The sequence below is a fragment of the Legionella sp. W10-070 genome, assembly GCF_900640175.1.
In the GTDB taxonomy this organism is placed as follows: domain Bacteria; phylum Pseudomonadota; class Gammaproteobacteria; order Legionellales; family Legionellaceae; genus Tatlockia.
In genome coordinates, this window is record NZ_CAAAJC010000006.1 from 50,850 (window position 1) to 75,989 (window position 25,140).

Sequence of the window (25,140 nt, forward strand, 5' to 3'; positions counted from 1 at the left end):
GCCGCAAATTGCTCAAGGTCAGTAATTACCACGATATGATAAATAGTCAGGTTTATTTCAGGGTATTGTAATTGACCAAGCTTAATAGTTTATTAAGCGGATTGCTGATTTTATGTGAAATTCGGTCATAAAAAATATGCCGGCCTTATTTATTGATTAATATGTTTTCATTTTAAGCGAATAATAATCAAAAAAGAGTTGGCTGCATTGGGTGAGTTAGCTTAGGTTCCTCCTGCAGTTCATTAAGTTTGACATTAACTTTTTGATTTAGCATGATTAGTTTCTCCATTAAGGAGAGTACCCAAGAATACTATGTTTAAGGATAAAGACATGACTGGTTTTAAGCAGACGGTGATTGCAACTTTACTATTAGGAAGTGGATGTGGTTTTGCTGGAACGATGGGGCCTGTGTGTGCTCCGGGTAATGTGACGGTACCTTGTGAATCAACAGCCTGGGATTTCGGCATTCAGGCTCTTTATTTAAAATCGCTATATAATAACAATGATCTTAGCGCTTATAATATCGGCAGTGCCAGCGGCACCAGAATTTTTGATGCATTAAATTACGATTTTGAATGGGGTTTCCGAGTTGAAGGCTCTTACCATTTTGGCACTGGCAGTGACTTGAATCTCAATTGGACCCATTGGCGCGACGACAATAGCCTTAGATTGGCTCCGCCAGCAGCACGGGCTGCTGTTGATTTAACTGCATCATTATTGACCAGACTTTATGCTGATGCCAAATTGGATGCTGTAAATCTGGAATGGGGGCAGCATGTGGATTTTGGCGAGCATAAAAATATCCGTTTTCATGCAGGACTTCAATATGCGGCACTTGGCACTCATCTGACATTAGAGCGGACAACATCAGGAGCAACAGGGTTCCTGGCAGACAGTAATGGTACAGTTGCTATTACTGACAAATTTGAGCAAAATGCCTTAGGCCCCCGGGTTGGCGCAGATTTGTCTTATGACTTTAATAGCGGTTTCTCCCTGTATGGCAATGTTGCAGCAGCACTCCTGGTAGGACAGAACCGCTATTCCAATAATGCTCCTGTCAATGCATTAAACAGGCCGGTACATTCCTCCTACACTAGCCTTGTACCTGAGTTGGAAGCGAAACTGGGTGGTAAATATACCTGGGGTATGGGACAGGGCAATCTGACTGTGGATGCCGGTTATATGGTGGTTAACTACTTTAATGCTTTTCACCAAAGTGATCTGCTTCTTGATACAATTCAAAGAATCCGGAATGACATTGATTTCGGTCTGCATGGCCCTTATGCAGGCGTTAAGTGGGTTGGCAATATCTAAACGCCGGTTTATCCAGGCTGTGGTAGTCAACATTGTTTAAAAAGAAGGTTTTTCTGATATCAGGAAAACCTTCTTTAATTTCTTGATGTCGCTGTTATTCACCAAATTGGGCCTTTATTTTTTTGCGATATCAGTCTCTCTGATAATGTTGGCAATAATTTCGGCTGATAAAGGCTTGCTAAAGAAAAAACCCTGAAGTTCATCACAATGACGGCTCTTTAAAAATTTGATTTGTTTTTTATTCTCAACGCCTTCAGCCAGAACTTTGAAATTAAAGCTGCGGCCCATCGCAATAATCGCTTCAATGATAATTTCATCTGTGTGTGAATGAGATATGTTTCTTATGAATGATTCATCTATTTTCAAACGGTCAACCTGTATTGTTTTGAGGTAATTTAAGCTGGAGTTACCCGTGCCAAAATCGTCAAGGGCTATTTTGATACCAATTTGTTTAAGACGACGAATCATCTTCTGCACTTCTGTATTAGTAATGATTACGTTTTCCGTAATTTCAAGCTCAAGGTAGTCAGGAGAGACTTCATACTCTTGCAGAATATTTTTTACAGTTTCTGCAAAATTGGCTTGTTTTAATTGTTTTGTGGCGACGTTGACCGCAATCTTGACATAAGGCAAACCATTTTTATGCCAGGTTACAATTTGATTACAAGCTTCCCGGATAACCCATTCACCAATAGGAACGATAAGGCCTGACTCTTCAGCGGCAGGAATAAAGTCCAAGGGTAAAATCATTCCTTTTTTAGGGTGTTGCCAGCGGATCAAGGCCTCCACCCCCAGTAAACTGTGTGTCTCTAAATCAAATTGTGGCTGATACAGCAAGAAAAAATCATTGTTTGCAAGCGCTCGTCTTAGTTCTGACTCCTGTTTTAATTGCTTGTTAGTCTTTTGATTTAATCGTGGTGTGTATAATTTAAATTGATTTCTTCCCTGTTCTTTAGCCTGGTACATTGCTAAATCTGCATTTTTTAATAATGTAGTAATAGTCCTTCCATTAGAAGGATAAATACTAATACCGACACTGGTTGTTAAGATAAATTCCTGATGTGCAAGTGTGATGGGTTCATTGAAAGAATTAAGGATTTTTTGTGCAACGGTAACTATATGATCTATCTTTTTAAGTCCAGGGATTACCATTACAAACTCATCACCTCCAATCCTTGCCAGTGTATCTTCCGTGCGTAATAAAGCAGAAAGGCGCCTGGCTACTTCACATAATACGGTATCCCCCACCTCATGGCCCAAGCTATCATTGACCAGCTTAAAACGATCCACATCAAGAAATAAAATGGCAAAATGATTTTTTCGGTAGGTTGCTGAGTCAATGGCATGCTGTATGCGCTCATTTAGTAGTACTCGATTGGGTAAACCAGTCAAGGAGTCATGGGTTGCCTGATGTTCAAGTTGCTGTTCAAGAACAGCACGCTCGGTAATGTCACGAAAGCTCCAGACCCTGCCCACGGTTACCGTATTGATACGATGAGGCTGGGAATAACATTCAATAATTGTCTCCTTCTTGAATTTAATAACATCCAGACTGCTCTCATCGATATTTTTATGGAGGTAGTTAATTTGATTTAAAAAATCCTGAGAGTTCTGAATCTTGTCTATCATGTATTCCAGTAATAGATTTTCGTTTTTTAATTCCAGCATTGGGGGAGGGATTCCCCACATTCTGGTGAATTGCTTATTGTAATCTACTATTTTTCGTTTTAAGTCGACAACCAGGATGCCATCAGTCGATGATTCAATAGTCGCCCTTAGTAAGGAAAGCGACTGATTTAAAGATTCGGTTCTTTCTGCAACGATTCTTTTTAGTGATTCAGTATGGCTTTTTGCTTCCCTGGCTAGTAGCCACTTCCTGGTTAAGGCACATGCAAGCTGCCTGACAGCCACCTTATCGAAGGGTTTTTTTAAGACTAAAAGATTATCGCTCATCCCCAGTTTTCGTATGGTTTCCTCCCAGGTGTAGTCAGAGTAGGCTGTACAAATAACCACTTGAATATCCTTATCAATTTTCCATATATGCTGAATTGTCTCAAGGCCGTCCCATCCTGGTGGCATGCGGATATCGACAAAGGCAAGTGCGTAAGGACTTCCCTGCTTTAAGCCTTTTTTAATTTTTTCTACCCCTTCGCGTCCTTGTGATGCAGTATCTATTGTAAATTTAGGTAATAAAATTTCCTCATGAGGGGAGATATCATTTTCCTCGCCAAACAATTGTTCATCTAATTTGTCAAATTCTTGTGAGGTACGCGTCGTCGTCAGTACTTTAATGAAATCCTGAAAAATGGATGGATTATCGTCAATGACGATAATACGCAGTTCTATTTCATTCATTGAATACCCCTTTGCTTTTTTGAGCAGACTTTGCCGGTAGCGTCAGGATAAAAACGGAGCCAAGTCCAATTCCGAGGCTTTGGGCTTCGAGAGCCCCCCCCATTTCTTTAGCGGACAAGGCGCTGCTATGTAAACCAAATCCATGTCCTTGAGGTTTAGTAGTAAAGCCGAAAGAAAAAATACGTTCCAGATTCTCTGGAAGAATACCAACGCCATTGTCCTTAACTAAGATGTTAATTTTATTTTTTTTTGCTTTCACAACAATTTCTATTTTTTTACTTTTATTTTTTGCATTTTTTAATACCGCTTCTTTAGCGTTTTTAATTAAATTAACAAGAATTTGCAGCAGTTTTGATTTATCTGTAAAAACGAAATGTGGCTCTATGCAATGTTTATGTATTTCAATAAGCTTATCTTCAAAGGTGTTTGTTGACATTTGCAACGCGGTTTCCATTAATTCCGGGATAAAAACTCGCTCATGGATGCCCGACATCCCACTAAACGTATTTTGAATGGAGACGATATCTTTTATGTGTTGCAGATCCCTATCAAGACTTACTATTTCTTTTTTATTTTCCTGATGTTCGTTAGCAATTAAATCGCTTAAATGAATAAGATACTCAGGAATTAGCTTCCCTTTTTCATCTTCAGTTAAATAACGGTTTATTTCACCCAAATTCTCCTTAATCATTTCAATAATTCTGCAAAATTTTTGATAATAAGGCTTTTCAAAGCTTTCTTTAATCAAATTGATAGAGATATTCGAGCTATTTAAAATATTACCGATATTATGCAAAATTGAGGTTGCTATCTCTGACATGCCTGCCTGATGTGCTGTAATTAATAATTTTTTACTTAATTCCTTTATTTTCCCCTCATTTTTTTTATCCTGATCAATGTCTATTAAAACTCCTGATAATGCCTTTTCCTCTTTTTCATAGCGGGCAACAATTCGATACCATTTGTACTGGCCTTTACAATTTTTTAATCTTAATTCATACACATAGCTGATATGTTCTTGCAGTGCTTTATTAATGTGGTTTTCCATATCGATACGTTCTTTAGGGTGAACCAATTGTAGAAACGCATCGAAGGTATGTGCAGCATCATGACTTAATTCAACCAGCTCATAGAATTCTTTTGACCAAATAATCCGTTCTGTTTTATCGTCATACTGCCAATAGCAAAGCTGCGCAATATGTTGAGCCCGTTCAAGTTTCTCATTTAACATCATCATTTCCCGTGATGAAATAGCCATTGAGCGATCAAGAAAATAGCGTTCCTGGTCTGCTTCTTGATAAGTTTTGTTAATGCGTAAAATGAATTCCTGCCACTTTTCTATATCCGCAGGTAATTTATCTATTGTGATATTGGCTCGATTAAGTTGTCGTTTGAGTAACTTGTGAATTTCCATGGTTTATGATTCGGCATAGGTTGTTAATGTCATGGTTTGGTTATGTAACTGGCAATCACCAAAGCTGTAAGGGCATAATTCGCCATAAGAATAAAACCCAACTTGCGTGGAATTGGCAGGCAATGCTTCCAGAGTGGACTCTGTCTCTTCTTCGGTGCGCTCTCCTAGAGCAGCATATGATTTAAATTTACGCAGCCAATTTTGTAGCAATATGTAAATTTGTTACCATAGCAGTTCTATTTAAATCAAACTCATTCAGTCTTAATCCGAAATACCTGGCTCTTGGACCTTTTCGATTACAAATAGATGCAAGAGCATGTTCAACTTTAACACGTTCTCGGGCTTCATTTCGTCCTTCTGGTGTTTCAACAAAATATTTTAATGTTTGAAGCATGGCTTCTTGATCATGTATGGCTATAGTTCTACCAGTTTTTGAGTCACTGCAACTGTTTTTTATTGGACAAATACCACAAACTTTAACAGAAAATTTTGCTCTGAAGCTACCGGGGTTACCGGTAATTTTTTGTACTTTCCCGGCAGGACAGGTCACAACAGAGTTATGTAAATCTATGCTAAAATCTTTTTTACCATATTTTCCGTGTGCTGCAGGGTTCCATGGTTTGGCTACAATTCTCTTACCTTGTGCATATAATTCAGCAGTCCAATCTGAAGCGAGATATCCGCGGTCAATGCTTTTCGACTCAACCGTTCCGTATTTCTCTACCTTTGGTTTTAGCCATCGAGTTGCTTCATGCTCAGGTTCATTAGCCGGGCGAACAGTGGTGGCTAATATCAATTTATGATCAAGGTCGATAGCGATGTGTTGCTTAAAACCATTAATGGCGAGCTTGATTTGCGCCCATGCCGCATGGAGTCGTCCGTAATAGAAATACGTCTATCGGCTGAAACGCCATCTACAATTTTAGAGCCGCCACCATTCGGATCTGGTTCAATGTTCTGAGTTAATACTGTTTCTAACAAGGATAATGCCTCTTTTAAATATTGATTCTCTGTTACAAATGCAGGTTGCTTTTTTAACCATTTCCGTATGGCCGCAACATCTTCAAGTAATATATTAATGGCTTTGTTTTTCTCTTGAGCATCTGACCAATCAATATCTAACGCGGCCTTTATACTGTTTTTACCAATGATACGAGCACCAGACTCCATTATAATTTCAGATTCAGTGATGCGTTTTATTTGTGCCGCACAATCAACTAACAACTCTAAGGCATGCCCTATTAAATTAAATGTATCTTCAACACGCCCAGCGCCTTCCAATGGGGCTGAATCTAAAGCAATTCTCAGCTGCTTATGACAAAAACCTCCAATCTCTTTCGCAACTTTGACTGTACATTCAAGCAACATCACGTCTAAATTATGCTTGACTAAACGATGTCTGAAATCACAAAGAGTTCCTTGTGAAAATATTGATTCCTCAGTTCCAAGACAACCAAGTACCATTTGCCATCGTTGATCAAAGACAGTTTCAAGCACAGCAGAGTGATCAGATAGTTGTTCATAGGCCTGTAAAATTGAAACCATTGCGAGTAATGAAGGACAAACAACAGGTTTTCCTCGTGGATAGTCACTGTACATAGATAATAATTTTTTATGAACTTCTTCAGTAAATATTAAATGTCTATTTATACGTAAAAAAACAAATAATTTACCATTCTTTTTTAATTTAGTACAAATTCGCTCTTCTTGTTTTGACAATGTAGTATTCTTATTCCAATGGCTTTGAGATGACACACATAACCCTTATAGTAGATAATGTATGCATTTGATCATAATTTTAAACAAATGTCGATCTGTTTAAATTTTAATCGATCGCTGCTCTAGAAGTAAACGCCTGCCTACGCAACTAATACTGATTGCAAGGATGGGGCCGTTGGTATTTTTTGCCATTTCCCACATTCGCTTGCCAGCAAGTTCACCTGCTTCACTGGCGCTGGTTATAAGCCGATCAAAATTTGCTCTCATTAATTGGGCATGATAGCCAGTAGGCATGTCTCCGGCAAAAATGAGCGCCTGCTTTTCTTCATCTACCCCTAATATGGTACGAACCAAAGGAATTTTTTCTTTAGAAGACATATCCTGGATGGCTAGAGGGTAAAGTAATCCTGAGGCCGGCAATTCAGAGGCTCTTTCCCCCAAGTATTCTTTATATAATGACAAAACGGGTCGATAATCCAGTTCATACAAAATATTTTGTTCAGAGCGGGTAATACGTCTTGCCGGGCCAAAGATATCCCATCCGCCTTTAGATGCGTGGCCAACATTAATCCGTTCGCCATAAAATCCTGCTGCTACAATGTAATTATTTAATATTTCACCATTAAAAAGCGTCCATGTTTTATTAAAATAACTATTATCGCCAGCCAGACCTCCGGTAATCAGGACTTGTTTGCCACTATTTCCGCTGTTTAAGCCTTTAACCAATTCCGAACCGTTAACATTTAATCCTTCAGACAGTACAAAAATACTTTTCAAATCATCCTGTTGAAGTTGGCTGGCAATTAGTTTTCCGGCAGCAAAAGAGTCTTCCATTTGGTCAACATGGGCTTTTACGATTTTAACAGGTGTATGTGAGAATTTGATAACTACAACGGAGAGGCTGCTGTCATAAATACGGGAACCAAATATTTCTCCTGCACTGGAGCAGCCTATCATGTTAGAGTTCTTGTAAAATTCAGATAATTGCCGAATTGGCTCCGAATCACGAAAGAAATCGGGTGCTGCAAATACAAGAACCAGGGTGTGTTCTGAATCAAGTGCTGGAAAATGAGTCACATTCCATCCTGCTCCCTGTAGGTATTGAAAGGATTTGAGATCCATTGATAAATCCGATTGATAAACTCTACTATTAATATTAGACTTAATTTGATCAGGATGTTGCATTTTTGACTTAAATTACCATTCGTTCCGTCCTTTCTCATGGCTTAATTCAATACCATTTATCTATTCCTTGGATAATTCGATCTATTTTTGCTTGCTTTTTTAATCCATTTATGATTATTAATAGGCATATAAGGGAATATATGGACAAGAAGGAGCTGCCATGATTCAAAAGGAAGAGCAATTTGCCTTGAATAATGCATCCATTGAGAGCTCACTCGCCTTATCGGAGCAACACCCTGAACTCACTCAGATTGTGTTTAGCCAGGAGCAGCTTGGGCAGTTAAAGCATAGTCTGGGTATTATTATCGATACGATGGAGCAGAATGAAAGTTTATTCTCACGTGTAGCCAATTTCTGGGGTGAGTTGCCGTTATGGCAAAAAATTCTTGGCGGCATTATCCTGACAGTACCTACCCTGGCGGTAGGTCTTATAGCGCATATAACCATCTTGCTGGCCATAAGCGGGGCGACGGTGGCTGCTTATGCCGCAAGTGGTATTGTTCTTGATGATCACCATTCTTGTAATAAAAATATGACTGACAGGCTAAAGCAAGGAATTTATAGCCTTGCTGATATCCTGGAAATCACCATTACAGCGCTGGATAAAATTCGCAAAAACCTGGCAGAGGAAATTGAAAAATTTCGTAATGAGAATCAAAGACTTATAAATTCATTAGATGCATTGGAAAACCAGGTTGATGCACTGACTAATCAGGTGGAGGTTCTTGCTGCCACAGAAGCATTACTAAGGTCTTCCAGGAATGAGCTTGAGACAACTGCTGTCAAATTGAAAAAAACGGTCGCGGACAATGAAAAGTTGCTGAAGGCTAATCAGGATGAATTAGCTGAAGTTAAAAAAGATTATGAGAGAAGCAAGGTTCAATTAACCGAAAAGGTAAGTGAGCTGGCAGAGGTGCGGGTTTCTATGGGATTAGAAATTGAAAAAGCGAAAAGGGTAGCGGCAACCTTACAGGGAACGGTGCAGACGTTATCAGGAACGGTCATTGAAGATGCCTGTCAACGCAGTAGCTTCCAGGAAAGACTAACTAAATTCCTTAGTGATAAAGAGGCGAGCTTTGACAGCATTGCCAATCGTATTTGCGAAGCGGAGCGTGAACTTGCGATAGTGAAGGAAGAATTAAAGCAAAGCAATAAGCGTTATGAGAGTTTGTTAGAAAGACAGGAAAAACAGGTTGACAGATTAGAGCAATTGGATAGGAGAGCTGACCTTAAGACACCAATAAGTCAGCTGGGGTTCTATACTAAAGGTAAGATTTCTGCCGATTTGTCCCTTTTTCCAAGAGCGCCAATCGCTGGTGCGGGCTGATAGATTAAAGTGCACTTACGGGCTTATTCCCCAATCAATGTCAGATTGTTGAATATAAACAAGCCCGGGATTGATTGGGTAGTTAAACGACACTAAATTTCACCGCTAAACAGTTTGCAGGGGTGCAACTCTCATATAAGAAAAGCACTGCTATTGGAGCAGGTTAACGGCGATAAATCATCTTTTCATAATAATTTTGGTTAAATTTGTCATCTGCGCGTAGGCGGAGATCTGTTTTTGTTATGGTGTTGTGCTTACACTCAACATGGATCTCCACAACTGCTAAATTTGTCCATACGAGAGTTGCCCCGTCTGCAGTCTGAAAATTGCATAATTTAAACAAAATGTTATAATATTGATCTTATGGTTTGATTTGCATATGTTTGATAAATGAGGAAACAAATTGCGGACAGTTTTAATCCTATTGTCAGTGAAATTATACTTATTCTTAACCAGATAAGTCATCAAATTAAAGATGACAACAAAGCGGTTATGATAATGATTGATGGTCCTGCCGGAGTCGGAAAATCGACCTTTTCCAGTTATTTATACGAGCAATTAAAAAATCATGCCCCGGGAGGGTTAAGCACGACGTTTCTTCCTCAGGATTTATTTGGATTGTCTCGTACTTCCAGAACACAACTTGATGTACACCCCTGTTCTGATGCTGCTCGTGATGCTGAATTATTTGACAAACTAGCTGATTTAATTGATAGAAAAACCATTGTTGTGCCGAAATATGACAGTTTAACAGGTGCTCGTGAAAAAAATGTAGATACCATACAGCCGGCTGATCTTATTGTCTATGAAGGCGTTTCATCTTTAGGGTTCTTTTATCCCTATATGAAATATCAGGATCAAGCTGTGATTCGTATATTTGTTCAACCAGAATCTGATGAAGCGCTTAAAAAGTCACGCAAATACAGAGATATGACGGAAAGAGGAGGTATGTCAGAAGAGGTATTTGAAAAAAACTGGGAGAATTCTACCGCCCATAACTGGATATATACTTACAGAGGGCGCAACCAGGCTAATCTGATAGTAACAAGAGAAGCTCAAACGTCAGGTAAAACGGTTCGATTTCACCTAAGTCAGGTGCGACCCGTTGAGTATAAGGGGCGTGCCTTATCATTAAGTTCTTCGGTTGAGGATGCCTCTTCAAAACGTCAATTCTGGCAAAAGGAGAGAGCTGAAAAACTGCAGCAATCACCCCAAAAAGAAGTTTATCAATCAGCACGCAAGCCTGTGCATTCCAGAAAAATACCCGGTAAAGAAACGAGTTTGCAAAACGTCCATGCCAGCGTCTATCAAAAATTTGGTTTAGGAGCGGTTGTTAATATGATTGGCAACATGAAAAAACCAATCAAACGAGATAATCCAACCTATAAACCGGTTATCACAGAAGGCAAATCCAGTTTTATTAAACTGGTTCTTGATAAAAGTAGACCGAAAAATACATTTAATCCGGTTCCCCGATTTGCTTTTCCAGGGAATGGGGTAGAGTGTGACGAAAGCGTGATATTAAATATCATTGAGCCAGGAACGGATGAAAACCACAAGATGTTTGGCCTGAGTAATTTAGAACTTGTTCTGGTTTCTGAAAAAGCAATATGCGAGTATCTGAGCGCCGAAAGTATATCGGAAATTGATAGAGTCATTGATTACCAACGCCAGCTCAAAAAATTTTATGATACGCGCTATTACTTTAAATTTGAGGCATGCGGGCAGCAGATAGCCGCATTACAACCTACATCGCCCTACTTTGAAAAGCAGGTATTATTTACTGATCTCAGGGGTAAGGTGCCCAGTTACCTGGAAGAGAAGAACCGATTATTGCAATCGTTACCTTCAGTGTCTACACAAAAACACCACCACCGGTTCTGGGAGTCTTCAGACGCGGATGAATTCCTTATGCGCCGAAGAGAGCTAACTATCGAAGAAGCGAAACAGGTGAGAAATAATATTATTGAGAAAGTAAAGGAAATTAAGGGTACTAGAAGTCAGACTAATGCACCGCTCATGTTAGAGCTGATTAAAACGTTAAGTCCAGGTGATATCTTGGGACAAAATTCTCCTTCGGCAATTACCGATAAACATGTTTTACATATTCAATGTTTCAAACAATGCTATTCAGGAGAGCTTCCTGTTTTCAAGTCGAAACGTCAGGAGGTTACAGTTGTTCCAAAGGGACAATGCTATAAGCTTGATTACCCGGCCCAGGCTTTTTTATTTGAATTCGATGAAGTTGACCAGGAGACGATAGAATTTATAAAAAATATTCAAGATAAATTTCTATCACAAAATTTACCTGATTCTGAAAAAAGTGATATTGCATTAATTGCCAGAAAAAATGATAAGGACAACGTTGAAATGGTTTTCATGCTGCGTAAAGATTTACATTATCATCCGAAGTTAGCAGCAAAGACAGCACAAGAAGTTTTAATTCCCGCTGACGAAGCCTCGGCTGCTGTTTTTAACAAACGCCCCGGGTTTTTAGAAATGGCAGGATGTTTCTTGCAAGAAAATGAAAGAGCATATGAAATACTAACGGATGATATGATTAAAGACATGTTAAGTGAATACTCAGCTGAGGAAAAATCAGCTCGACTGTTTAGAACTATTGTTGAAAACGCTGCAGGGTCGTTTTGCCAAAATAGAACAGTTCAAAGTCCTAAGTAAGGTCAAGGTCCAGTTGCATTAAATTGAACATCCTCAATCAGGAAGCACTACAATTTTTCCTCTTGCATGGTGACTTTCGCTGCGTTGATGCGCCAAAGCGATATCGCTTAAATGATACTCACTATCAATATAAGTGTATAGTTGCTGGTTATCAATTAACCGACTAATTTCATCCAGGTCTTCCTTGCTTTTATTCAGAAGGATAAACTTTGCTTTTTTAGCAGTAAATCTGCTAATGATACTTTGGATAATAAGAGAAGCATCAGGAATGGTGCTGATATAAATTCCCTTGCCAGTTAATTTGCTCTTCGCTTTTGAATAATGATGAGCAGCTACACAATCGAAAATGACATCATACTGTTGCTCAGCAGAAAAGGGTGATGTTTTCTTATAATCAATGACCTCATCTGCCCCCAGCTTCTTTACAAACTCGATGTTTTCGGTGCTGCAAACGGCGGTTACCGAGGCGCCTAAAATTTTGGCAATTTGTACGGCAAACATACCTACACCGCCTGATGCCCCAATAATAAGCACTTTGTCATTGGCTTGAACTCTTCCTTTGTCCCGCAAGGCTTGCAGGGCTGTCATTGCAGTCAGAGGCACGGTTGCAGCCTGTTTAAAATCCATGGTTTTTGGCATGAAAGAAACCGTGTTTTCATCTAATGCAATATACTGAGCGTAAGCCTGCCCCTCTTTTTTTACTGAACAGCTATAGACAGTATCGCCGATGTTAAATAACCTGGCTTCTTTTCCAACGGCTTCAACTGTGCCAGCCAGGTCGAATCCCAGGATTGCCGGAAAGCGAATGGGATACACATATTTTAATGAACCGGAGCGAATGCGCCAGTCAATGGGGTTTACACTGCAGGCCTGGATTTTTATCAACACTTCATTTGCACCGATTTCCGGTTTTGCTATTTCCTTGATAATAAACTGATTGGAATCCCCATAGTTTTCAATGATTGCTGCTTTCATAAAATTGGCCAGGTAGCTGAATGTAGGTTAGTTATACCCCAGATTCTGCAGTAAAGCTCGAATTAATTGTTAAAAATCAGCTGAGGTTGCTTCTGCTCCACCTCCTGTTCTGGCAGGGTGCGATTAAACCTGTGGTTGGTGTTAATTAATGGTAGGCTGGATAGAGCGTAAGCGAAATCCGAGGGCATGTGTTTATTATCAAGCTCCGATCTCTGATTTCGCCGACGCTCCATCCGGGCTATTAATTAACACCAACCGCAGTTCCATCACGCCGCCTCTTAAGTATTAATTTGACTTAACTATATTCTTGTAAATTAATCCGATATCATCGATTTATTCAACAATGACCCTTGTAGAGTCAATAAGTTAAGAAAAGTGATGATTGTTATCTTCGTTCATGGCTGGAGTGTTACACATACCAATACTTATGGAGAGCTTCCTCAATGGCTTGAAAGTCAGGGCAAAGATGGAAAGCTGGATATTCAAGTTGGTAATATCTACCTTGGACACTATATCAGCTTTGACGATACAGTAACAATCGACGATATAGCACGTGCATTTGACCATGCAGTGCGTGATGAAATTGCTGATAAGCTGCGAGATGGGGAGCGTTTTGCTTGTATAACTCACTCAGCCGGAGGTCCCGTCGTTCGTAAATGGATGGATTTATACTTTAAGAATAATCTTGCAAAATGCCTATTGAGTCATCTTATTATGCTGGCTCCTGCCAACCACGGTTCCGCACTTGCTCAACTTGGTAAATCGCGGCTAGGCCGGATGAAAAGTTTTTTTGAAGGTATTGAACCGGGGCAGCATGTACTTGATTGGCTTGAGCTCGGAAGTGAAATGAGCTGGGAACTTAATGAAAGTTGGCTTGATTACGATTGCACTGCTAATGGTATCTATTCCTTTGTCCTTACAGGCCAGAAAATTGATCGCCAACTTTATGATGCTATTAACTCCTACACCGGAGAAGCCGGATCGGATGGGGTAGTACGAGTAGCTTCTGCGAATATGAATTACAGTCTATTAAAGCTACATCAGCAAGGGAATAACGGTGAAAATCTTGTTGTCGCTCAAATGGCCCGGATAAAGCCAATGGTATTTGGGGTTCTGCCAGGGTGTTCTCATTCCGGTAAAAGAATGGGAATCATTCGCAGCGTTACTATGGCCAATGCCGCCACTCACCCCACGGCTATATGGGTCTTGCGATGCCTCCAGGTAACCAGTCGTGACTCCTATAATACATTGGCGAAAGAGTTGGATACGGTTACTAAAGAAACCCAGAAAAATGAGCACAAGGAACTTGGGAGCACACTTATTTATAAGCGTGAGTATATTACTAATCGCTACTCTATGATTATATTTCGACTGATTGATGACCGGGGCAATCATCTTGACGATTATGATCTTTATCTAACTGCTGGTCCCAAATTTAGCGAACACGCGCTTCCCACAGGTTTCTTCGGAGACCGCCAGCGAAACCAACATAATCGAGGAAAACTGACTTATTATCTTGATTATGACATCATGGAAGCTGGCATTAATACGCCAAAAATGCAAGGTAATATGGGGTTTCGTATCAGGGCACGTCCTGAAGCGAGTGACCAGGCCCTTGCTTATTACAGGTTACTTGATTTTCATTCTTCGCTTGCTGACATTAACAAAATTCTTCATCCAAATGAAACAGTAATGGTTGAAATCATGCTTCAGAGACGAGTAGACAGAACTGTCTCTCGTATCACCAACAACCTTACTCCGGCAAAAATCAGCTCGAAACCGAGTGGCCTGGTCATTTAAAGATGGCTGCGTTGCTGTAGATAATCAGTTAACGCTACTAAATTTTTTGCTTGCGCTGCCAAAGGCAACAGGACGTCTTTTGCCTGTTGAAAATGTGTCGTAATCAAATGAAACAGTGACTCCTTGTCATAGAGGCTGGCAAAGGTTCGTTTGTTATTCGCTGCATCGGATGCGCGTCCTTTACCAAGGGAGTCAGTTTTTGCATAGTAATCCAGGTAATCATCCTGCATCTGAAAAACCAGACCCAGATGAGTGGCATAGCTCTTTAAGGCCTGGGTAATTACAGGGGAACAATGACCGGCCGTCAGAACCATATCAAAGCAGGTCGAAATTAACTGTCCTGTTTTGAGGGAATGAATAGTACGCAGCTCTGATTCATTAATATTGGCGTTTGAAAGCTCGGAAAGGTCAAGGCTTTGGCCGCTCACCATGCCTGCTGGGCCACTTGCTTTCACCAGGTCATGGGTAATGGCAATTACCTGGTCTAAAGGTAAATATTGGGGGAGATACCTGAGTAAAAGATCAATAGCCAATGCCTGCATGCCATCACCTGCCAGAATGGCGGTTGCTTCACTGAATGCTTTATGACAACTGGGCTTGCCTCGTCGCAGGTCGTCATTATCCATGGCAGGTAAGTCATCATGAACCAGGGAATAACAATGAATTAATTCAATGGCTGCTGCAATAATATCCAGTACAGGCAGCTCGACGTTAATAATTTCTCCACCCAGATACACCAACACAGGCCGAAGACGTTTTCCCCCGGGAAACAGGGCATAGTTAATAGCATTTCTTATTTGTTCGGCAGGGATATCTGCTTCTGCCAACAACTCGTGAAGTGTCGATTCATGGCGGGTTTGATAATGGCTGATAGTCGAATTAATCATTTTGGTTTTCACCATGCTTTGAATTGATTGCAAGCATTTCAATTTTCTGTTCAGCCTGATTGAGCACTTCCTGGCATTTGCGAGCCAATGTAATCCCTTTTTCAAATTGCCTTAAAGAGTCCTCCAAGGTCAGCTCCCCTTTTTCCAGCTGCATAACAATGTCTTCAAGCTCTGCCATTGACTTTTCAAAATGAACAGGTTTAGTCATTAATTACACCTACCTTGAGTAAATTATGGAGTATACTGGCTGTAGTTTTAGTTTCAACTGATTTATTTTACTGTATCTGCCAGACATCGAGCCAATGCATGAAAGAAAAAGTCAAATTTATTTGTAGTCAATGTGCCGCTATATTTTCTCAATGGGCTGGCCAGTGTACGCAGTGTGGCGCCTGGAACTCAGTTAATGAGGAACGTACTGTATCTACGGGTCGTAATATACGTTTAGGCCATTATGCTAATCAACGTTCTGCTGTAACATTGGCGGAGGATGTTGTTCTGAATAATGAAGTCCGGATGGATTGCGGATTATCGGAGTTGAATCGAGTGCTGGGTGGCGGCCTGGTTGATGGTTCAGTGGTATTAATTGGAGGAGATCCGGGAATAGGGAAATCTACCTTGCTGCTACAGACGATTGCCAACCTGTCCCAGACGCAAAAAGTACTTTATGTGACGGGTGAGGAGTCTTTACAGCAGGTGGCCATGCGGGCTAAGCGGCTGCAATTACCGCTTGCCGGATTATGTTTGCTTGCTGAGACACAGGTGGAAACAATTATTGCCCATGCACAAAAAGAAACACCCCGGATAATGGTTATTGATTCAGTACAAACTATTTTTACCGAAACGCTAAGTTCTGCACCAGGGGGCATTGGACAGGTCAGGGAATCTGCAGCGCAATTAGTACGCTTTGCTAAAATGACTCAAACTGCAGTCTTTTTAGTCGGCCATGTAACCAAAGAGGGTGCTTTGGCAGGCCCGCGGGTACTTGAACATATGGTCGACAGTGTCTTGTATTTTGAAGGACAGAGTGATAGCCGTTTTCGAGTGATCCGTGCGATTAAAAATCGTTTTGGGGCAGTTAACGAATTGGGTATTTTTGCAATGACGGACAGGGGATTAAAGGAGGTGGCTAATCCGTCTGCCATCTTTTTATCGCGTCAACCAGAACCAACCCCGGGTAGTGCCGTGATGGTCACTTGGGAGGGATCCCGCCCGATGCTTGTGGAAGTACAGGCTTTAGTTGATGAGGCTCATGGCCAGCAGGCAAAACGTATCACTGCAGGACTTGAACATAACCGTTTGGCAATTTTACTCGCTGTCTTACATCGCCATGGAGGCATAGCTACCTTTGATCAGGATGTTTTTATTAATGTGGTTGGTGGAGTCAAAGTTACAGAAACTGCAAGTGATTTGGCATTATTGGCAGCTGTTGTTTCCAGCCTAAGAAATCAGGTTTTCAATCGAGAGACGATTATTTTTGGTGAAGTGGGATTGGCTGGTGAAATCAGACCGGTACAAAGTGGTCAGGAACGTTTGCGTGAAGCGGTAAAGCATGGGTTTAAACGGGCTATCATCCCCTTTGCCAATGCCCCTAAACATGGTTTTGCAATTGAGGTTGAACCAGTGAAACATTTACAGGAAGTGATGGATAAATTTTGATGTCTTAGCCAAGGTTACTTCTACTAAGAAAAAATTTTATAAATTATTCGCAAATTTTTAATTAATCAGCTAGGCTGAAGTAGTGCAACGCAACATATGGAGATAATAATGAATCAGGATTTTTTAAAACGCTGGTCTGTCATGATGACTGAAATGCAAAAACCATTTCAATCAATGATGGCGCTAAACTTAAGGACGTGGCAAAATTTGCAGCATGGCAGATCCCTGCAGCTATCTGACTTGCAGCAGCCCCAAAAACTTCTTGATAACCAGATTAAATTCGCGATGGAGCATAGTAATCAGATGCTTGATTATATGCGGCAGTCTTTCCAGATCATGGAAGCGGCAATTTCTTCAATGACTAAGGAAGCAAAAAACAGCCCTATCGCAAAATCAAGTACAGTCAAAACTGCAAAAACAGTAAAAAAAGCATCCTCTTCGCAAAAAAAGAGTACTGCCTCAGCCAGGAAAGCCGCATCATCAAGTAAAATGGCTTCTCCCTCTACCAAACCTGGTAAAGCGAAAGCATCACCTAAGAAGTCTTCGTCAGGCAAATCAGCAAGTAAAACAGCTGCTTCTTCAAAATCCGTTTCAAAAACGGTAACTGCTAAAAATAAAGCAGCTGACAAGAATCCAAAGAATTTTCCTAATAAAGTAGCCAAGGCGGTTAGTCATGCCACGATGGCTGTCAGCAAAACCATCATGCCAGAAAATAAGCCTTCTATGGGGGTAAGCAGAGTCCCTGGCGTTGAAAGCAGGATGGTTTCTGAACGTAAGGCACCAATCATAGGAAATGGTTCTCAGGGAAAAACAATACCCCCCCATCATCCCTCTTCTGTTTTCAGAAACAGCAGTGAAAGAATGCCTGAACCTAAAAAGTAGGTATTCAGAAATTCAATGTTATCCATGATTGATTACCTATCCTGCGGCTTTGCTCGCAGGATAGGTAAATTGCCTGTGTTTCTTTTGCTATAATATAAATTATATACTTTGAAAATAACCCTGTATTCTGGAGGGAAGAAGGCATTTCCTGGTCAGTTTGGGTTGTTAAATGAGAAAAGGATGGATACCATGAGTCATTCTCATTTTCATAGTCTCTTAATACTATTCTTGATTTTCCCCTTCCTTACCTATGCCTATACTCCTCTTGAAGTAAGCAAATGGACTGAGCGGACCTTGAGGATCACCTTATCTGTTGGCTATCATGCGGATATATCTCAGGCTGTCAACGTGCGGAAACATTTTTTGCCAGCAGCCTGGAGACCCATGCAGGCTTTTTTTGAAAATCATCTACATCCAATCCATGATAAAAAGCTTGTTTTAAATCCTGCGCCAGTTTCTCCTGCAGTGATTATTTCACCTAAAGATTGTTATGGTGCGAGCTGCTGGCGCGTTCATCAATCCTTTTTTATTCCTGAATTGCATAACAGAATTGATATCACAGCGATTGTTATGACTCCCGATCCTGCTCATAAATCCGCTTTAGTGATCCGTAGTATGGATATTTTGATTAGCAATTATTAAGGCGAGCAGGTACCTTCATTTATTCATTGACTGCAACTATGGTCTTTTCGCTCCATCGAGACAGAGGCAACCAACATCTCACCTAATGTTGCTCAAAGTAATCAGAGGTTACCCCATAGATTGAACAGGATAATTTTTTATCTGATTTTTTCTCCCACTCAGGGTTATTAAGTACTGCCATTGCATTTTTGTAGCCGGTTTCCATGCGGAAATTAATCGCTGAACGGATAAAGTTATAATCTTTAAATGAATGCGAAAAGGGAGTTCCATTATAAATGATATGCACTACACTAAAACGTTTTTCATGCCCTAATTCCAGTATTTTTTTTACTTCAGGATCATTTTTGGCTTCTGGTGTCAGTTTTTGACCTAAGTAATTAATGGCTGCCTGTAAATTTTGGCGGCTGGTATAAACATTGGTTAGGCGCCGTGAATGACTGGCATAGCGAATGTCTTTTTGCCGCTCTTCAAGTTGATCCATAGTGTTAGGCAAAGGCCCCTTCAAACTAAAACAGTCAACCACAAAGCAAAGGGTATCTTGTTCGGGTAAGGCATCGAGTACAGTAACCAGGGGGGTATTGGCATAAATGCCGCCGTCCCAATAATAATCATCACCTATCTTGATTGCCGGGAATCCAGGCGGTAAAGCACCACTGGCCATAACGTGATCCGCAGTAATCGTCATCATTTGATTATTAAAAAACACCATTTCACCTGTAGTGATGTTTACCGATCCCAGGCAGAGGGTGATTTTTTTCTCATTAATGCGGTCAAAGTCAATTAACCGTTCGAGTGTACTACGTAATTCTGAGGTGTCGTAATAACTTAATTTATCTGGTGTATCCTGATTCAAGGCAGTCGGGGGGAGCGGCCTTGGCTTGAAAAAACCGTCCAAACCAAAAAATAACGAGTGAAGTGCTCCGATGCGATTATGCCAATGGTGGGTAAAATCAAAGGCATCATAATGAGTGAATAAATCAATCCATAGCTTTGGGGCAATGGTATCCCAAAATTCCAGTAATTTTTCGATCTGCGTTTCTCGCGGATTTCCGGCAATAATGGCACTGTTAATCGCACCGATAGAGACTCCGGCCAGGTAATTAGGATCATAGCCTTGTTGATGAATTGCACGGTAAGCACCGACCTGGTAGGCTCCAAGCGCCCCGCCGCCCTGAAATACACAGGCAATCCGTTCATAAGTCTGTCTGGCACCAGTGGGCTGTTCAGGTTTGTTAATTAGGCCAAGCGCTTGTTTGTGTGCCTTGTTGTTTTTTTTGAATTTGGCATCCCTTACCATAGTTACTCCCGCTTTTTAGACAAAGTATATAACAAAAATTTAATCCTGGTCACATTAGATAAGTAAAAAGGGTGCGATTAAAACTGTGGTTTTCCTTGAAAGCCCGGATGGAGCGCCGGCGAAATCAGGGGTCGGAGCTTGATAATAAACACATGCCCCTGGATTTCGCTTGCGCTCTATCCAGGCTCTTAATCGCATGTGCGTAACATGAGTTACTTATAATAATTGATGAACTTTAGCGCGAATTAATGTTGCAATAGCCTGCAGACAGTCGCTTTTTACTGAGCCTGGTCTCCAGTAGAGAGCGATTGTGCGAAAAGGGGCTGGTTTAGCAAAAGGAATGCACTGCAAGTTATCAGGTTTATTATTGTAAACTGCTAATGCGGGTAAAAGTGTCACACCAATACCCGCTTGAACCATCAAGCGCAATGTCTCAAGGCTGGTGGCAGTAAAGTCTACCCGGGTCTCTGTTTTGGCCAGTTTACAGACTTCCATTGCCTGCTCGCGCAGGCAATGGCCTTCCTCCAGCAACATGATGGGCTGTCCTGCCAAGCCAGTAAGCTGCATTTCTGTTTGATTTTTGTTAATTGGGTCAAAAGCGGATGCAAAATAAAACGGTTCTTCAAAAAGAATTTGTTTGGAGAAGTCTGCTTCCACGGGTGTTGCCATTATTGCTGCATCAAGCTGACCCGAAGCTAATTTATCGACTAGTTCATGCGTTTTTTCTTCAAGAAGCCACACCCGTAATCTGGGAAAAGAAGTTTGAAATTCCGGCATGACATGAGGCAGCAGATAGGGCGCGAGGGTAGGAATGACACCAAGCCGTAATTCACCGGAATAAGGATCCGATGCTGCTCGGGCAACATCCTTCATTTCAGCTGCCTGCGTCAGGATTTGACGTGCTTTACCAACCAGAGTACGGCCACTGTCGGTCAACATCACTTGCTTGTTAGTTCGTTCAAAGAGGGTAATGCCTAACTCCTCTTCAAGCTTTTTTATTTGCATGCTCAGGGTGGGCTGGCTAATATGGCAACGTTTGGCAGCTTCACCAAAATGCATTACTTCGGCTAATGTAACAAAGTACTGTAAGTCACGTAAGTTCATGTTGCTTCCTTAAAGCGGAATATATACCCAAGGTACTTCAAAATGCTATTTTTATACTATCCATTTTTCCGCCCATCAGACGTTTAAACATTCACAATAGAGCTTGCTATTCCTCGTGTTTAAACATCTGATGGTCAAAAAAAGTTGATTCGTCTAAAAATTAGCCTTTTGAAGTACCTTGGGTATATACCCAATCCAGCAGAAGTTGTGTATAGTCCTCTCTTTTTTATCATATAGCAGAATTAATGACCGAAAGTAGTGTATCTTTTGCAAGTAAAAACCATCGTTATGGAATTTGGTTGCTGGGCGTATCTTTTGTATTGTTTCAATTTTTCCTGCAATTGTCATCTGGCGTGGTAATTGGTGCCATTATGCATGAAATGAGGATCTCTGCTTTTGCGGCAGGTATTTTGAGTAGTGCTTTTTATTATGTGTACACGAGCATGCAAATTCCGGTGGGGATGCTTTTCGATCGTAAAAGTACGCGTTTATTGTTGACGGCAAACGTGCTTGTGTGCAGTGTTGGGTGTGTGTTTTTTGCCCATAGCCACAACTTTTTTCTTCTGATGATCGGTCGTATGTTAATCGGTGCAGGATCTGCATTTGCCTTTGTCGGTTTATCTCATTTATTAAGACAACATTTTCCATTGAAACATTTTGGTTTCATGATGGGTTTATCAGAAACATTGGGCTTTATTATTACCATGCTCGGTATGATAAGTATGGGGGCACTCATTGAGCAGTGGGGATGGCGCAGTTTTATTAACAGTACCGCCCTCGTTGGCTTTGGTATCGCCTATTGCTGTTGGCGTTATATCCCTGATGATGTGAAAAAAGACAAGGTATTTAATTCCAGGAAAAATTTATTGAAAATTTTAACCAATGGCAAAGCCTGGGTTAACGGAATATTTGTAGGATTAAGCTTTACGGTGATTACCGTTTTTGGCGCCATGTGGGCGGTTCCTTTTGTTCAGGCTAAATTATCCTGTAGTTTGAGGCAGGGCAGTATTGTTGCTGCAATGATTTTTTTAGGTGCCGCTGTAAGCTGCCCTCTTTTTGGTCGGCTGGTTAACTTTTTCTCTAGAAGGCCTTTGATGGTTGGCTCTTGTCTGTCTACAGCCGGTTTAATTTTTGCCGTTTTATACCTGCCTGTCCAAAGCGCGTTTATCCTGGCTTGCTTAATGTTTTTGATTGGGGTTTGCTGTGGTGCCTACATGCTTTCCTTTTCTATTGCCAATGAACTGGCTCCTGCCGAATCATTATCAACCTGTACGGGTTTTACTAATACCCTGGCGATGCTGACTGCCCCCTTGATGCAACCTTTGGTGGGATTACTTCTTGATCTGAATCTTGCGCATTCGGGCAACCTGCTTGGCGCTTATCAAAAAGCGCTTTTGATTATTCCTTTTTCTCTTATCGTGGCGGGAGGATTGGTATTTTTGTTGCCCGAAAAAACAATTAAGCGTACATCTGGCCAGAGACAGCTTGCTTCCTCCTAAGAGGGCTACCATCCCTTACTGGCACAGATTTGTTCGTAAGCCTTACGAATTTTCTGAGTTTTATCATTGGCCACTTTAATCATTTGTTCAGGCAAGCCCTGTGCGATTAGCCTGTCGGGATGATTGCGGCTAATCAGGCGTCTATAGGCTCGCTTTACCTCTTGTCTGCCGGCATTTTTATCGACTTCCAAAATAGCATAAGCATGCGCCAGTGTATGGGATGGTGTTTGGTAATTACTCTGCTTATGTGAGGAATTCTGGTAGGACCTTCCTGAAGATTGTGAAGCATAGGCACCTGGATCCTCATAGAAACGATATTGCTGGTGGAGAGGGGCAAAGCCAAGACGTCCCAGTACTATATTGAGTGCCAGGATTTTTTCGGGCGATAAACCACCAGATTGGGCGGCGCGATATTGAATGTCAATAAATAACTTTAATAATTCACGATTGTCATGGCATACTTGTTGCAACAGGCTGATTATGTTGCCTAAATCAAAGTTAGCCGCCTTTCCTTCACTAAAAAAGCGTTTTGCCTGGGTTTTTTGCTCTCGGCCAAGGCGCATTTCATCCATTAATGTTTTTGCCATCTCAATTTCTTGCTCGGAGACACGGCCATCGGCTTTAGCGATATGACCCATCACTGAAAAAGTGGCCTGGAAAAAAATTTTCTGGACCGCTTTTCTCTTTTCTTTATGGTAATGCCAGTGGGGACGGGTAAAATGCTCAATAATGCCGCGATCAAAAAAATTACCGATTAAGATACCAAACAATGCACCGGCTGGCCCACCTATCAGGTAACCAAAAAAAGCCCCAATTAATTTTCCCCACCAATGATAGTGAGTAAAAAATTCACGCAAATTCATTTAGATAATCCCATGGCGATAGTAATAACCAGCCTGACTTAATTTTAATTATAAGCCCAGAAGATTAAATTATTCTGAAATTAAATTTTTTTATTTCTATTTAGATTCTGTGCATTCTCCTTTTCTTGTCTGTCGAAACCAGGAGAGGATGCGCCCATATCATTACTTAATCTTTGGATGTTGTGCTTCTGGTATAAAATTTTTTAACGTTATTCGAAAATAAAGATTATACTTGCTTCTTTTTTGCTAGGTAAATTATGCGACAAGCCTATTCATTGCTGATGTACCTCCTGGTACCCTGGTTGTTATTAAGGCTTTGGTGGAAAGGGAAGCGTATACCATCCTATCGGCGACGTATTTCCGAACGCTTTGCGCTCAATAAAGTACCTCAAGACGGCGTTGATGTTTGGATTCATGCGGTGTCGTTAGGTGAAGTGATTGCCGTAACCCCGTTAATTAATGCTTTACTGGGAAAGCAGCGGAAAATTATGGTCACTACAATGACACCTACCGGCTCGGAGCAGGTTCGTCAGCGCTTTGGCTCTAGCATTACCCACCAGTATGTTCCTTATGATTTACCCTGGATTGTTAAGCGGTTCTATAAAAACATAAGGCCGCGCTCAGTGGTTTTTGTCGAAACGGAACTATGGCCTAACCTGATTTATTATGCGCATAAGGCAAAGATACCCCTTTTTCTGGTCAATGCCCGCCTTTCCGAACGCTCTTATCAGGGATATAAAAAGTTAAAATTCTTTTTTCAGCTGATGCTGGGCCAGTTTGACGCGATATTAACCCAAAGTGAGGATGATGCTAAACGCTATCAGGCACTTGGAGCGCCTAAGGAAAAAGTACAGGTAGTCGGCAACATCAAATTTGATTTGCAAACTCAGGCTGCCAATCCTGGCGTTTTTAGGCAATTAAAAACAAGATGGGGGAGTCACCGGACAGTTATAATCATTGCCAGTACCCATGATAATGAAGAGGAACTTATCTTGTCAGGTTTAGGAACATTGCAGGCAGCCATCCCTGATGTACTGTTATTAATCGCGCCTCGTCACCCGGAACGCTTCCAGCAAATTTATCAATTAAGCCGTCAAATGAAGTTTAATACTGGCCTTCGCAGCAAAATTGATACGCTTAAGCCTGATAATGAAGTCATTGTATTGGATTCTTTAGGGGAGTTATTAGGTTTTTACCAGGTTAGTGATTATGCCTTTGTCGGAGGAAGTTTAATTCCGGTTGGTGGACATAATGTCCTGGAGCCAATAGCGATGGAGGTGCCTGTATTGACTGGCCCTTATATTCATAATTTTAAAACAATCTGCTGCGATTTAATGGAAGCAAAGGCGATTGAGTCAGTTCGTCATGTCAATGAATTGATTGAGCGGATTGTCAGCCTGCATCAGGATAAAGAAAGGAAAAACAGCCTCGTCAGAAATGCCACCCTGGTTCTTGAAAAAAACAAAGGGGCAGTAGCCCGGTACGCAGAAAAGATAGAGGTGGCATTGCAGGGCTAGGGTGCTGTGATGTATCTTGAGTATA

The 25,140-nt window shown here is 41.1% G+C and carries 18 protein-coding genes and 1 pseudogene; 9 read left to right on the top strand and 10 right to left on the bottom strand.

What is annotated here, in order from left to right:
* The first annotated feature begins 330 nt into the window (after nucleotides 1–330).
* Nucleotides 331–1,314, top strand: coding sequence for an Lpg1974 family pore-forming outer membrane protein (locus tag E1O65_RS03755; RefSeq protein ID WP_133132255.1), 984 nt, complete (start codon nucleotides 331–333; stop codon nucleotides 1,312–1,314).
* A 114-nt stretch (nucleotides 1,315–1,428) separates the two neighbouring features.
* Here E1O65_RS03755 and E1O65_RS03760 read toward each other — a convergent pair whose 3' ends face one another.
* From E1O65_RS03760 to E1O65_RS03780, 4 genes and pseudogenes are all read right to left on the bottom strand, one after another.
* Nucleotides 1,429–3,669, bottom strand: coding sequence for an EAL domain-containing protein (locus tag E1O65_RS03760; RefSeq protein WP_133132256.1), 2,241 nt, complete (start codon nucleotides 3,667–3,669; stop codon nucleotides 1,429–1,431).
* Nucleotides 3,662–5,083 (bottom strand): ATP-binding protein, encoded by a 1,422-nt coding sequence (locus E1O65_RS03765; RefSeq protein ID WP_133132257.1) that lies wholly within the window; start codon nucleotides 5,081–5,083, stop codon nucleotides 3,662–3,664. The genes E1O65_RS03760 and E1O65_RS03765 overlap by 8 nt, the downstream gene beginning before the upstream one ends.
* 187 nt (nucleotides 5,084–5,270) lie before the next feature.
* Nucleotides 5,271–6,838: pseudogene (locus E1O65_RS03775) on the bottom strand (transposase).
* A gap of 63 nt (nucleotides 6,839–6,901) precedes the next feature.
* The gene (locus tag E1O65_RS03780; protein ID WP_133132259.1) at nucleotides 6,902–7,924 is read right to left on the bottom strand and encodes an FIST N-terminal domain-containing protein; all 1,023 of its coding nucleotides are present in this window, start codon (nucleotides 7,922–7,924) and stop codon (nucleotides 6,902–6,904) included.
* A gap of 223 nt (nucleotides 7,925–8,147) precedes the next feature.
* On the opposite strand from E1O65_RS03780, the gene E1O65_RS03785 reads away from it, so the two are divergent.
* On the top strand, nucleotides 8,148–9,314 hold the full coding sequence (locus tag E1O65_RS03785) for a LegC2/C7 family Dot/Icm T4SS effector (RefSeq protein WP_133132260.1): 1,167 nt from the start codon (nucleotides 8,148–8,150) through the stop codon (nucleotides 9,312–9,314).
* A gap of 390 nt (nucleotides 9,315–9,704) precedes the next feature.
* Nucleotides 9,705–11,993, top strand: a complete 2,289-nt coding sequence (locus tag E1O65_RS03790; RefSeq protein ID WP_133132261.1) for a hypothetical protein — start codon at nucleotides 9,705–9,707, stop codon at nucleotides 11,991–11,993.
* A 33-nt stretch (nucleotides 11,994–12,026) separates the two neighbouring features.
* On the opposite strand, the gene E1O65_RS03795 is transcribed toward E1O65_RS03790, so the two are convergent.
* Nucleotides 12,027–12,968 (bottom strand): NAD(P)-dependent alcohol dehydrogenase, encoded by a 942-nt coding sequence (locus E1O65_RS03795; RefSeq protein ID WP_133132262.1) that lies wholly within the window; start codon nucleotides 12,966–12,968, stop codon nucleotides 12,027–12,029.
* Between the two features lie 378 nt (nucleotides 12,969–13,346).
* Between E1O65_RS03795 and plaB the strand changes: the two genes are divergently transcribed.
* Nucleotides 13,347–14,768 carry a phospholipase PlaB gene (gene plaB / locus E1O65_RS03800; RefSeq protein ID WP_133132263.1) on the top strand — a complete coding sequence of 474 codons (1,422 nt, stop codon included), beginning with the start codon at nucleotides 13,347–13,349 and terminating at the stop codon, nucleotides 14,766–14,768.
* On the opposite strand, the gene E1O65_RS03805 is transcribed toward plaB, so the two are convergent.
* Both E1O65_RS03805 and E1O65_RS03810 read right to left on the bottom strand, forming a co-directional pair.
* On the bottom strand, nucleotides 14,765–15,655 hold the full coding sequence (locus E1O65_RS03805; RefSeq protein ID WP_133132264.1) for a polyprenyl synthetase family protein: 891 nt from the start codon (nucleotides 15,653–15,655) through the stop codon (nucleotides 14,765–14,767). The two genes, plaB and E1O65_RS03805, sit on opposite strands and share 4 nt — an antisense overlap.
* Nucleotides 15,648–15,863 (bottom strand): exodeoxyribonuclease VII small subunit, encoded by a 216-nt coding sequence (locus E1O65_RS03810; protein WP_133132265.1) that lies wholly within the window; start codon nucleotides 15,861–15,863, stop codon nucleotides 15,648–15,650. The genes E1O65_RS03805 and E1O65_RS03810 overlap by 8 nt, the downstream gene beginning before the upstream one ends.
* A gap of 98 nt (nucleotides 15,864–15,961) precedes the next feature.
* Here E1O65_RS03810 and radA point away from each other — a divergent pair, with 98 nt between their 5' ends.
* The 3 genes from radA to E1O65_RS03825 all read left to right on the top strand — a co-directional run bounded on the left by radA (nucleotide 15,962) and on the right by E1O65_RS03825 (nucleotide 18,835).
* Nucleotides 15,962–17,311 (top strand): DNA repair protein RadA, encoded by a 1,350-nt coding sequence (radA, locus tag E1O65_RS03815; RefSeq protein ID WP_133132266.1) that lies wholly within the window; start codon nucleotides 15,962–15,964, stop codon nucleotides 17,309–17,311.
* A 108-nt stretch (nucleotides 17,312–17,419) separates the two neighbouring features.
* Complete coding sequence (locus E1O65_RS03820; protein WP_133132267.1) at nucleotides 17,420–18,193, top strand: hypothetical protein; 774 nt, start codon at nucleotides 17,420–17,422, stop codon at nucleotides 18,191–18,193.
* A gap of 189 nt (nucleotides 18,194–18,382) precedes the next feature.
* On the top strand, nucleotides 18,383–18,835 hold the full coding sequence (locus E1O65_RS03825; RefSeq protein ID WP_133132268.1) for a hypothetical protein: 453 nt from the start codon (nucleotides 18,383–18,385) through the stop codon (nucleotides 18,833–18,835).
* An 82-nt stretch (nucleotides 18,836–18,917) separates the two neighbouring features.
* Here the strand turns inward: E1O65_RS03825 and E1O65_RS03830 are convergent, their stop codons facing one another.
* Nucleotides 18,918–20,132 (bottom strand): patatin-like phospholipase family protein, encoded by a 1,215-nt coding sequence (locus E1O65_RS03830; protein ID WP_133132269.1) that lies wholly within the window; start codon nucleotides 20,130–20,132, stop codon nucleotides 18,918–18,920.
* Between the two features lie 216 nt (nucleotides 20,133–20,348).
* Nucleotides 20,349–21,236: a LysR substrate-binding domain-containing protein gene (locus E1O65_RS03835; RefSeq protein WP_133132270.1), complete on the bottom strand. Its 888-nt coding sequence runs from the start codon at nucleotides 21,234–21,236 to the stop codon at nucleotides 20,349–20,351.
* 245 nt (nucleotides 21,237–21,481) lie between these two features.
* On the opposite strand from E1O65_RS03835, the gene E1O65_RS03840 reads away from it, so the two are divergent.
* A complete protein-coding gene (locus E1O65_RS03840; protein ID WP_133132271.1) occupies nucleotides 21,482–22,735 on the top strand; it encodes an MFS transporter in 1,254 nt (417 codons plus the stop codon).
* 5 nt (nucleotides 22,736–22,740) lie between these two features.
* Here E1O65_RS03840 and djlA read toward each other — a convergent pair whose 3' ends face one another.
* Nucleotides 22,741–23,598, bottom strand: coding sequence for a co-chaperone DjlA (gene djlA, locus E1O65_RS03845; RefSeq protein ID WP_133132272.1), 858 nt, complete (start codon nucleotides 23,596–23,598; stop codon nucleotides 22,741–22,743).
* Nucleotides 23,599–23,855: 257 nt separating this feature from the next.
* On the opposite strand from djlA, the gene waaA reads away from it, so the two are divergent.
* Entirely contained in the window at nucleotides 23,856–25,115 is a 1,260-nt protein-coding gene (gene waaA, locus E1O65_RS03850) for a lipid IV(A) 3-deoxy-D-manno-octulosonic acid transferase (protein ID WP_133132273.1), read from the top strand.
* Nucleotides 25,116–25,140: the final 25 nt, after the last annotated feature.

Bases quoted from the DNA above. Each gene is read 5' to 3' on its own strand.
- E1O65_RS03755 (WP_133132255.1), top strand. From the start codon at position 331: ATGACTGGTTTTAAGCAGACGGTGATTGCAACTTTACTATTAGGAAGT.
- E1O65_RS03760 (WP_133132256.1), bottom strand. From the start codon at position 3,669: ATGAATGAAATAGAACTGCGTATTATCGTCATTGACGATAATCCATCC.
- E1O65_RS03765 (WP_133132257.1), bottom strand. From the start codon at position 5,083: ATGGAAATTCACAAGTTACTCAAACGACAACTTAATCGAGCCAATATC.
- E1O65_RS03780 (WP_133132259.1), bottom strand. From the start codon at position 7,924: ATGGATCTCAAATCCTTTCAATACCTACAGGGAGCAGGATGGAATGTG.
- E1O65_RS03785 (WP_133132260.1), top strand. From the start codon at position 8,148: ATGATTCAAAAGGAAGAGCAATTTGCCTTGAATAATGCATCCATTGAG.
- E1O65_RS03790 (WP_133132261.1), top strand. From the start codon at position 9,705: ATGAGGAAACAAATTGCGGACAGTTTTAATCCTATTGTCAGTGAAATT.
- E1O65_RS03795 (WP_133132262.1), bottom strand. From the start codon at position 12,968: ATGAAAGCAGCAATCATTGAAAACTATGGGGATTCCAATCAGTTTATT.
- plaB (WP_133132263.1), top strand. From the start codon at position 13,347: ATGATTGTTATCTTCGTTCATGGCTGGAGTGTTACACATACCAATACT.
- E1O65_RS03805 (WP_133132264.1), bottom strand. From the start codon at position 15,655: ATGATTAATTCGACTATCAGCCATTATCAAACCCGCCATGAATCGACA.
- E1O65_RS03810 (WP_133132265.1), bottom strand. From the start codon at position 15,863: ATGACTAAACCTGTTCATTTTGAAAAGTCAATGGCAGAGCTTGAAGAC.
- radA (WP_133132266.1), top strand. From the start codon at position 15,962: ATGAAAGAAAAAGTCAAATTTATTTGTAGTCAATGTGCCGCTATATTT.
- E1O65_RS03820 (WP_133132267.1), top strand. From the start codon at position 17,420: ATGAATCAGGATTTTTTAAAACGCTGGTCTGTCATGATGACTGAAATG.
- E1O65_RS03825 (WP_133132268.1), top strand. From the start codon at position 18,383: ATGAGTCATTCTCATTTTCATAGTCTCTTAATACTATTCTTGATTTTC.
- E1O65_RS03830 (WP_133132269.1), bottom strand. From the start codon at position 20,132: ATGGTAAGGGATGCCAAATTCAAAAAAAACAACAAGGCACACAAACAA.
- E1O65_RS03835 (WP_133132270.1), bottom strand. From the start codon at position 21,236: ATGAACTTACGTGACTTACAGTACTTTGTTACATTAGCCGAAGTAATG.
- E1O65_RS03840 (WP_133132271.1), top strand. From the start codon at position 21,482: ATGACCGAAAGTAGTGTATCTTTTGCAAGTAAAAACCATCGTTATGGA.
- djlA (WP_133132272.1), bottom strand. From the start codon at position 23,598: ATGAATTTGCGTGAATTTTTTACTCACTATCATTGGTGGGGAAAATTA.
- waaA (WP_133132273.1), top strand. From the start codon at position 23,856: ATGCGACAAGCCTATTCATTGCTGATGTACCTCCTGGTACCCTGGTTG.